This window comes from Streptomyces sp. NPDC045701 (assembly GCF_056432045.1).
Genome location: NZ_JBWKJV010000062.1, coordinates 1 through 9601 on the forward strand (window position 1 = coordinate 1; position 9601 = coordinate 9601).

Here is a 9601-nt window from a genome sequence, read left to right on the forward strand (position 1 = left end):
TGGGCCGGCGCATGACCGAACGCTGCCGCCGGGCCGGGGTGCCCTTTGGCTGGGTGGCCGCCGACAGCCTCTACGGCCAGGACCGCAAGCTCCGTGCGGCACTTGAGCGCCGGCGCATTCCGTATGTGATGGCGGTGCCGGCGGACGAGACCGTGGTGAGCCCTGGCACCGGTCCGCTGCGGGCAGATGCCCTGGCCAAGCGTGTCCCGCTGCGCTTCGAGCGCCGCTCGTGCGGCGCCGGGACCAAGGGCGAGCGCCGATACGACTGGGCCCTGGCCGAGGTCGCCTGGCCCGGCGGCGCAAAGGACGGCCCCCGCCGTGGCCTCGTCCACCTGCTGCTGGTCCGCCGCTCCATCACCGATCCGTCCAAGATCGCCTACTTCGCCGTCCACGCCCGCACCGGCACCCCGATCGCCGAGATCATCCGGGTGATGGGGCTGCGCTGGCCGGTCGAGGACTGTTTCGAGACCGCGAAGTCCGACTGCGGCCTCGACCACTACGAAGTCCGCAGCTGGGACGCCTGGCACCGCCACATCACCCTCGCGATGGCGGCCCTCGCCTTCCTGACCGTCACCGCCACCCGCACCGACACCGCCGGGCAACTACCGCCCCCAGCCCCGGCCGGTGAGGACGAGGAACCCGAGATGCCTCAAAAGGGGGCGGTGACCGGCTCACCGGCAAGCCGATCCGCTACAGCGCCGAAGAGATCCGCCGTCTCCTCAACCGCCCCGCCTGGCCCCCGCCACCACTCTCCGCCGCCCTCATCATCGCCCAGTCCCTCTGGCGCCGCACCCACCAGACCCGCGCCCGCCAAAGCCATCACGCCACCCGCGACCGCAGAGACCGCAACCGCGACTCACGGCTGTAGTACCGGGCCCGGCGGTTGCAGGTGGCCGCCTGGCTGTCTGCTGGTCAGTCGCAAATCAGCAGGTCACCGGTGTCGGGGTGTTTCGTGATGGTGTACCCCTGGTTGATCAGTAGGCAGGCCACGGCTGCCCGCACGATGACCTCCATCGCTTGTGGCCTTGGCTGATCCTTTACCAGAGAAGTGAAAGCGTCTGAGGCGGTCCACTTCACCAGCACCCACACCCAGCGCCGCACTGACTCCCGGGAGACACCGGACGGTGCTCTGTCACCAGCCTCACGGCTTGGCAAGGAAGGACTGAATCAATCTTCTTGCGCACGTGTCCCACCCTCTCTGATGGCTCACAATGGAGCGGCAGCGAAGTCGGAACGGTTCACCCCTGGTGCTGACGGTAAGCGTGCTGTGGGCTGGTGTCTGTTGACGACACGACACGACGGGCACCCCTTCTCCCCCGTCACAACGTCCACCCCGTTCCCGTTACCTGGCCGGGTGGTGGGTCGTTGAAGTGTGTGCGCCTCAACTCCTTGTCCCTGGCTCCCAGGGGTGCGTGGATGGCCCCGGTTTCTCCTCCCATTGGCCGGGGCCATCGGCATGCCGGATGCCTGTTTGCCCAGCGTCCGGTCAGGTCAGATCACTCCGAGGTCTTCGAGTACCGCGACGCGACCGGCGGGGAGCGTCGCGCGGCGGGAGCGTTGGTTGGACAGCCATACGCCGAGTTTCACCGCGTGCTCCTGCCCGTCGTGCACCACGTGTTCGATGTGGGACCGCTTGACGCCTTGCAGGGTGCCCTCGCGGGCCAGGTAGGCGCGTGCGGCTGCCACGCAGCGTTCCCATGCCGCTGCGCGTGCGCCCCCGGCCCGCGGCGCCGCGGGCCGGCGGCGCCGCGGGCCGGCGGCTTGGGCGCTGTGACGCCGAGCGCGCCTAGCCGCTCCCGCTGCGCCGCGCTCAGCTCCGCCCACGTCTCGCGCTGCCGTAGGAGCCACCGGCCGACGTCCCCGCCGTGCCCGGTCACCCCGGGGGTGATCTCCTCCACCGCCGCCCCGCCGTCGACCACCTGGGCCCGCACCCCCGCGTAGTGCCGCTGCCCAGTCAATCGGCCAGGCCGGGCACCAGTCCGGATCAATGGCAGCAAGCTGCGCCGCTTTCTCCTTGCTCAGCGCGCCCGGACGGCGGCAGTTGGACAACCACTGCCCGATCGGCCGTCCCGTGGCCCCTGACGGCCCCTGAAGCGCCGTGCGGCCTGCCCGCCGGGCTCGGCGACCATCGCACCGCGTGGCGCCGCCAACGTCCCGTATCGGCCCATGTACAACCGGGCGGGGTATGGATCCCATGCTCACGCAGGATCTGCCGAAGCCGTGCACTGCCGGGCCTTTGCCGAGTTCTTCCTCGAGCACGGCGAACCGGGCATCGGTGACGGTCGGGGAGTTCGCCGGGCTGGCGGACCTCAAGGCCTCCATGCCGCCCTCGCGCCAGGTACGGCGCCGGCGTTCCACCGACTGTACGCTCACCCGCAGGTCCTTTGCGATCACCGCGGTCTTCTCACCCGCTGCGAACCGCTGCCCGCCTGGCCGGAGCCGGATCCCCTCACGAAACGCCCGCCGCTCAGCGGTCAGGCCCCCACCTTCCGGATATCTCACCCCACCGGCATACCGCAGGGATAATGAACCGTCACCACCCGACGACAGTCTGAAAGCCTCACTACCCAAGGTCTCTGGTGACGACCAGGCCGAGGCCCGCTCCGCCCTTGAAGGGCCTGCGGTCAAGCTCCTGCCAGGCCGGGGAGGCGCGGCCGCGGGCAAGTTGTCGGCGTCGGCATCGACGGCCTGCAGGCCATCGCCCGAGCCTGCCCTGACAACCTACCGGCTCGGCGACGGGGACAAGGCGCTCACGCTGACCGGCTTCCACTGCGCCAGCCGCTCCCAGGACCCGGCCGGCTGCTGACCGGTAACGTCACCCTGCAGCCGCGCGGCCTGGCCGTCGCCGTGCTCACCGGCAAGGCGGGACGGCGTCAGCCCAGGTCCCCCGTCACGTAGCTGTGGTTGCGAACGAGCTGCCCGGCGGTTTTTGACCCCAGGAATTTCGCTCGCTTTGAGGGGCTATAGATGAACGCGTAGAGTTCTGGGAAAAATTCGGATTTATAATTAAGGGCTTGGTGCACCGCTCGCTTGCTGTCATTAGACTTCCCGCGGGTTGTATTGAAGTGATCTGAGACCTTTTTCCCTGCTTCTTTGTAGATTTTATGGTATTCCTGGCTGGTTTCAAAATGCAATTTGTTTTGATCGTACAAGAACTCACCCATGTAGTAAAGGGACACTTCGTCGCTAGGGGTTCCGTAGAACGAGGAGTCCGTGGGTGGGTCATCGTGCAGGTCCATGCGGCAGCCGTAGGAGTACCACTCCGAATCCTTCCGCTCGCCGCTGATATAAATACCCGCTCTGTATTCCCCTTGCTCATTCCTGGTCGCGTTGATCGTTCTCATTTCATCGGCCAATGCTTCCAGGTGCTTCGCCGGAAGTGACCCGAGTGCGCTGAGATGACGATTTGCGACTTTTTCCGCTCCCTCTTCAACGGTAATGAGATCGCCGAATATGTTACGTGCAGCAGCTACACGCTGCTCCATGAGTGCCGCTTGTTTGGCGGCTTTGCCTATGAATCCGCCAATTCCGGCTCCGATGCCGGTGGCGATGCCGGCGGTGCCGAGGACGATGGACATGTAGTTGAGGGGGTCGTCGAGCTGGTCGCGTCCGGTGGCGAGGGCGACGGAGTCGAGGACGGCGCTGGTGCCGTCCAGGACGGCACCGATGAGGGCGATGCCGAAGGCGCCGGACAGGGGCCCGGAGACCCAAGCGGTGAAAGCGGTGGTGATGGCGGCGGCGGCGATGGTGAGGCCGAAGATGAGGTACTGGCCCCAGTCGGGTATGGCGCTGTTGCCCGAGGGGTCGGTTTTCATGACCGGGTTGGCGTCCGCGTAGGCGTAGCGGTTGTGCAGGGGTGCGGTGTCGCGGGTGGTGAAGCGTTTCTGGGCGGGGTCGTAGAGGCGGTTTTTGAGGTACTGGGTGCCGGTTTGGTGGTCGGTGTGTTCGCCGGCGTAGGTGAAGGGGTTGGTGCCGGGGCCTGCCGGGGCGGGGGGCTGGGTGGTGGTGTTGTGCTGGGTGGTGTGCTGGCCGTGGTCGGTGTAGTGCCAGGCGGCGTTCACCTGCCCGCCGGTGGTGGTGAGGGCGGTGGTGTTGCCGTGGCGGTCGTGGTGGAGGTAGCCGCCGCCGGTCGCATTCGCCGCCCCGGCTGCTTGCGCTGTGGCTGCTGGGGCATCCGCCTGACCGGTGGTGAGGGTGCGTGCTTCGCGTGTGGCGGCCTGGAGGTAAGAGGCGGTGAACGGGTTGCCGCTGTCTGTGGTGTTGTGGGTGTCGTTGGCGATGCTGCCGGTGGCGGGGTCGTAGTAGAAGCCGGTGGTCGTGGCGGTGTCGCCGGCGCCGGTAGTGGCGGTCCTGCGGGTACCGTCGGCCCAGTACGTGTAGGCGGTGGTGGTGCCGTCGGGGGTGGTGACCGTGACGGGCTGGTTTTGGGTGTTGTAGGTCCAGATGTTCCCGCGGTGGTCCCTGGTCAGGTTGCCGGCCTTGTCCCATTGCTGGGTCTTCTTGGTCCCGTCCACCGTGATGGCGAGGAGGCGCCCGGCCGGATCGATCTCGTACTCGGTGAGAGTTTTCCTGCCGTCCTGGTCGTGGCGGGTGGTTTCGGTGCGGGTGATGTCGCCGGAGACGTTCAACGTGTAGGCGGTTTCGGTGACCGGCTGGCCCTCGCTGTTGCTGACTTTGGAGTGGATGAGGCGGTCGTAGGCGTCGTAGCGGTAGGCGGTGGTAATGGTCGCCATGCTCACCGCGCCGTGCTCGTCCTTGACGACCGCGCCGGTCTCATTGACGGCGGGGCGGGTGTCGGTGCGGGAGGTGAGGTTGCCGTGCGCGTCATAGACGTACGCGGCCTCACTCACCGGGGTGCCGTCGGCGCGGGTGGTCTTCTCACTCTTGATCTGGCTGGCGTCGGTGAAGGTGTAGGAGGTGGTGACGCCGTTGCCGCGTTCCACCTTCTCGATCCGGCCGAGCTTGTCGTAGGTGTAGGTGACCTCGGCCAGGGTCTTGCCGTCGGTGCCGGTCTGCTTCGCCGAGCGCAGGGTGCCGTCGTCGTTGTGGGTGTAGACCGTTTTCGCACCAGCCGCGTCGGTGGAGGCGGTCAGCTGGCCGTGGTCGTCGTATTCCTGGGTCAGGGTCTTGCCGTCGGGGTAGGTCACCTTCGTGACGTGGCCGTCCGCGTCGTAGGTGTACCCGATCCGGGTCGTGTCCTTGTCGGCGGGGTCGAACACCTCGGTGACCCGGCCGGTGGTCTTGTCGTAGGTGCAGGCCGTCTTCACCGTGGTTTTGCCGTCTGCGGAGACGGTGGTGGTTCCGGTGATCCGGCCGGTGGCCGGGTCGTAGGAGCTGGTGGTGACCGACCCGTCGGGGCGGGTCACCTTCTCCGCCTCACCCCGGTCGTTGTAGACGGTGGCGATAATCCCGCCGGCCGGGTCCTTCTCCTCGATCACCCGACCCGCCGCGTCCCGCTTCACCGTCGTCCCGGACCGCTTCTCCTCACCCGCGCCCAGGGTCTTGACCACCGGCCCGCCGGTCAGATCCGCACGTGGCTCAGCAGTGACCTCACCCCCGGGGAACGTTTCCGTGGCGGCCGGGGTGAGGGTGGCGGTGTCGACCGTGCCGCCGGCACCGTAGGCCAGGCGGGTGGCGACATCCCCAGAGGTTGCTTCCTGCTGCCGGCCCAGCCCGTCAAAGGACTGAGAAGCCGCGGGGACGGGAGTGCCGTCAGCGTGACGGGTCGAGGAGGCGACCGTCCTGTCAGCGTCGTCCAGCTTCTCGGTGGTGGTGGTCACCGCCTTGGCCGGATCGCTCTCCCCGGCGGGCAGGATGGCGGTGGTCTTGGTGTTCGCGACGTCGTCGTAGGACATGATCTGTGTCATGCCGTTGGGGGCAACCGCCTTGACGGGCCGGCCCAGCAGATCATTCGTCGTGACCGTTTTGCGGCCGGCACTATCCGTGGTGGTCGCGGTCAGCCCGTCCGCGGAGTACTCCACCTTCTGCAGCATCCGCACCCCGGGATCACCGGTGATCCTCCCGCCGGTGATGTTGTCGGTCTTCTTCTCCGCCCGGCCGAGCAGATCCCTGGTCTCCACGGTGACGTGCCCGTCGGGAGAGGTGAGCGTGGTTGAGGTCGGGGTGTGCGCGGCGGTGACGGTCAGCCCGTCGGGCCCGGTCTCCTTGATCACCCGCCGCGCATCGTCATACACCGTCTTCGATGCCCGGCCCGCGGCGTCCACCGTTTCGACGACTTCGCCGGTGGCCAGATCGGTGACCTGCTTCACCGTCCCCGCAGGGGTGGTGACCGCATCGGTGCGGGTATGGGCGGCGGTGTCGATGCTGACGGTGTAGGTCTCGGTCAGCTTCTGCGGCCCCTCATCGCCTTCCGGGCGTGCACCCTCCGCCCAGGTGACGGTCTTCGAGGCCAGCTCACCGTGCCCGTCGGTCTCGAAACTGGTGGTGGTGCGTGCCTTGGGGGTTTCGCCCGGCTTGTTGGCGACGGCTTCGGTGGTGGCGGCAACATGCTTGCTGTCAGCGGTGAGGGTGTTCCGCGTTTCCGCCATCGTGCCGTCGGTGCCGGTGGTGACCGATTTCACCGGCTGCCCGTAGGGCCCGTATTCGGTGCGGGTGACCGCCCCGGTGGCATCCTTCCGCTCCACCTGCCGGCCGTGGTCGTCGAACAGGGCGGTCTCGGTCGTGGTGCGCTGCCTGCCGCCGGGTCCCAGGTGCGTGACCCGTGCCTGGGTGGGTTTGGCGTAGTTCGCCGGCAGCGCTGACGGGGAGGGCGGCGTCTCGTCCTTCTCGCCCGTGTAGTCCATGCCCTGTTTGTGCAGGCTGATCCGCTTGTCCCCGGCGATCAGGAAGGTTTCGCGCTCCTGCAGCAGGTGCAGCTTGTTGTAGGTGGAGTGCACCACCGACACCCCGTCGGACAGCTCGGTGGCGTACCGGTAGCCCTGGGCTGCGGTATCGGCTGCGTCGAACAGGCCGAAGGTGGTGTGCTGGTACTTCGGGAAACCGGTGTGGTTGTGCAGCTGCCCGTCCACCGGCACCAGGGAGAAGCTCTTCGGCGCGACCAGGTCCTTCCCGCCCCGGTCGGTCACCCGCACCGTCTTCACCACGCTCATCCCCGCCGCGGTCTGGTACTCCACCGCCGTCCGGGCCCCGGTGGGGGTGACGATCTCACTCAGCAGCGGCTTGTTGCCGGTCTCGGTGCTCGCACGGTAGGCGAGGGTGGTGACCTGCCCGGCCGGGTCGGTCACCTGCACCAGCCGGCCGCCTTCGGTCTTCAGCTGCATCGTCGGCACCCGCCCGTCGGAGCGGGCCGGTGAGGTGACCGTGACACCGGTCGCGGAGGGGGTGAGGGTGGCTTTCTGGCCGTAGGTGTCCACCACCTGCACCAGCCGGTGCCCCGACCCCCACACCCAGTCCACCCGGTTGCCCGACCGGTCCTTGCGCCCCAGCAGATCCCCCTCAGCGGAGAAGTAATCCACCCGCCCGTCGTCATACGACAGCACGTACGTGTAGGGGCGTGCCGGGACGCCGTCGCGGGCCGGGAGCGTGCCTGCCTTGCGCTCGAACTCCAGGTCTTTGAGCGGGTAGCGCTTCAGGCCGGTGGCGGAGGCCTCGTCGGCTTCGAACATGCCGCCGGAGGCGGGGAAGACCCGCACCCCGCCCTCGGTCTCCAGGAACGACAGCCCCAGGCTCATCCCCGCACCCAGGCCGTGCCGGTCCACCCCCGCCGCCGCCAGCTGCTGGTCATACGACAACGACACCGACGCGTCCAGACCCGCACGCCCCCCCAGCGTGACCAGCGGCAGAGTCATCCGCCACAGGCCCGTGCGCTCGTCCAGCTGCCCTGCGGCCGCATCACCCAGCGGTACCGAACCCGACACCGGGGCCGGCACCCCGCCCGGCGTATCGGCAGCCACCGCCGACACCACCGGAACCGCCGACACCCCCATCACCACAGCCGTCGCCAACGCCACCCGGCGCAACGACCGCCACCGCGGAACGCCACCAGCGCGCGCAACCAAACCAGCTTCGACAGGCAGGGAGGGGGGCATGGAACAACCTCGGTGAGAGACGGCGGAGCACACAAATGTGGCGCAGCAAGTCAACCCGCCCCTCCGCAGGGCAGGCACCCACCAAATGGCCACCACTAAGGGCTGGGGCGCTGTAAGGAAACCGGCCATACGCCGCCGCCGGTCGTCGGCGTCTTTCTTGCTGCTGACCCGATCTGACCGTCACCCGTCACCCGTCGCCCGTCTCCCGGCACCGCCAGGCGATTCGTGGTGAGGGAGTGTGCCGCTTTCGCAAGGGGATGCGGTGGTTGAACGCGTGTTCGTCCGTGCTTCTGGCGCGCGAAGAGGTGCTTGACGGGGACGGCGGGGTCCCCGGCCCGGGCGTCCCTGGATCTGTCCCGGTCAGATCACCCCCAGTTCCTCCAGTACCGCGATGCGACCGGCGGGGAGCCCCGCGCGGCGGGAGCGCTAGTTGGACAGCCATACGCCGAGTTTCACCGCGTGTTCCTGCCCGTCGTGTTCGACGCGTTCGGTGTGGGCCCTGGAGACGCCTGTCAGGGTGCCTTCCCGGGCCAGGTACGCGCGTGCCGCTGCCACGCCCCGCTCCCATGCGGCTGCCCGGCCGCCGCCGCCCTTCGGCGCCGCGGGGGCCGGTTCCCGGGCCGTGACGCCGAGCGCGCCCAGCCGCTCCCGCTGCGCCTGCGACTAAAACTACGAGAAGGTGGGCGAGCAGCAGCCGCTGAAGTGTGTGCGCCCTGACTCCTTATCCCTGGCTCCCAGGGATGCGCGGATAGCTCCGGCTTCCCCTCCCATAGCCGGGGCCGTCGTCATGCCGGATGCCTGTCCCGTCACTGTCCACCCAGGTCAGCCTGCGGACCGGGTTCGGGTTCAACGGAACTTTCTTAAGGAAAACCTATCTCGGGTCGCACCTTTGACGGGCCACGGCGATGTATGGGGCGAGATCACGCCTCAGCGCGGACGCCTTGTCTGGGGCCAATTCGATTTCGTAAGATTTACCATCGATCGCAAAGGAGACAGTCTCCATAGCCTGTGAGGCGACAAAGCCGCTTGAGGCTGCATGCTCCTCTGCGTTTTTGTTTAGTCCTGTCTGGTTCGGAATACTGTCGAGTGACGAAGTCGCACAGTGCGTGTGTGCGTGGCAAGCACAGGTGCACTCCATGCCGCTCAAAGTCTTCGCTGGGCACGACCTGTGATGGCCGGTGATGCACCAACCGAGCTTTCCCACGCCGCCTCACTTTCCAGCCGAGAGACTCGCTGACCAGACGACAACACCCTCACCCACGCCGAACCGCCCCTCGCGCAGGCACGGCTGGCCAAGCCTGCCGTGCAAGACGGTAGTGACCATGAGGAGCACGGGGTAGTGACCATGAGGAGCACAGGGAGTCGAACCACCCTCACGCCGCGAAGGACCCCGGGTTGAATCCGACGGGTCTGCCAGTTCCCGCCACACTCCCGCGACCGCGACCGCAACCGCCAAGGCCAAGGCCAAGGCCAAGGCCAAGGCCAAGGCCAAGGCCAAGGCCAAGGCCAAGGCCAAGGCCAAGGCCAAGGCCAAGGCCAAGGCCAAGGCCAAG

At 67.9% G+C, this 9601-nt stretch carries 5 protein-coding genes and 2 pseudogenes; 1 reads left to right on the forward strand and 6 read right to left on the reverse strand.

All coding sequences use genetic code 11. The features are described from left to right. A pseudogene (locus AC07DW_RS30370) lies at positions 1-662 on the forward strand (IS701 family transposase); the annotation flags it as partial. A gap of 829 nt (positions 663-1491) precedes the next feature. Here the strand turns inward: AC07DW_RS30370 and AC07DW_RS30375 are convergent. The 6 genes and pseudogenes from AC07DW_RS30375 to AC07DW_RS30400 form a co-directional block, all read right to left on the reverse strand. After that, positions 1492-2196 carry a helicase associated domain-containing protein gene (locus AC07DW_RS30375; protein ID WP_478860899.1) on the reverse strand — a complete coding sequence of 235 codons (705 nt, stop codon included), beginning with the start codon at positions 2194-2196 and terminating at the stop codon, positions 1492-1494. Positions 2197-2214: 18 nt separating this feature from the next. Beyond that, positions 2215-2502, reverse strand: a pseudogene (locus AC07DW_RS30380) (helix-turn-helix domain-containing protein); the annotation flags it as partial. A 371-nt stretch (positions 2503-2873) separates the two neighbouring features. Next, positions 2874-7913: an RHS repeat domain-containing protein gene (locus AC07DW_RS30385; protein ID WP_478860890.1), complete on the reverse strand. Its 5040-nt coding sequence runs from the start codon at positions 7911-7913 to the stop codon at positions 2874-2876. A gap of 561 nt (positions 7914-8474) precedes the next feature. Next, positions 8475-8603 (reverse strand): hypothetical protein, encoded by a 129-nt coding sequence (locus AC07DW_RS30390; RefSeq protein ID WP_478860891.1) that lies wholly within the window; start codon positions 8601-8603, stop codon positions 8475-8477. 316 nt (positions 8604-8919) lie between these two features. Continuing rightward, entirely contained in the window at positions 8920-9186 is a 267-nt protein-coding gene (locus AC07DW_RS30395) for an Lsr2 dimerization domain-containing protein (protein WP_478860892.1), read from the reverse strand. Positions 9187-9258: 72 nt separating this feature from the next. Next, the coding region (locus tag AC07DW_RS30400) for a hypothetical protein (protein ID WP_478860893.1) at positions 9259-9601 on the reverse strand (343 nt) is incomplete at its 5' end.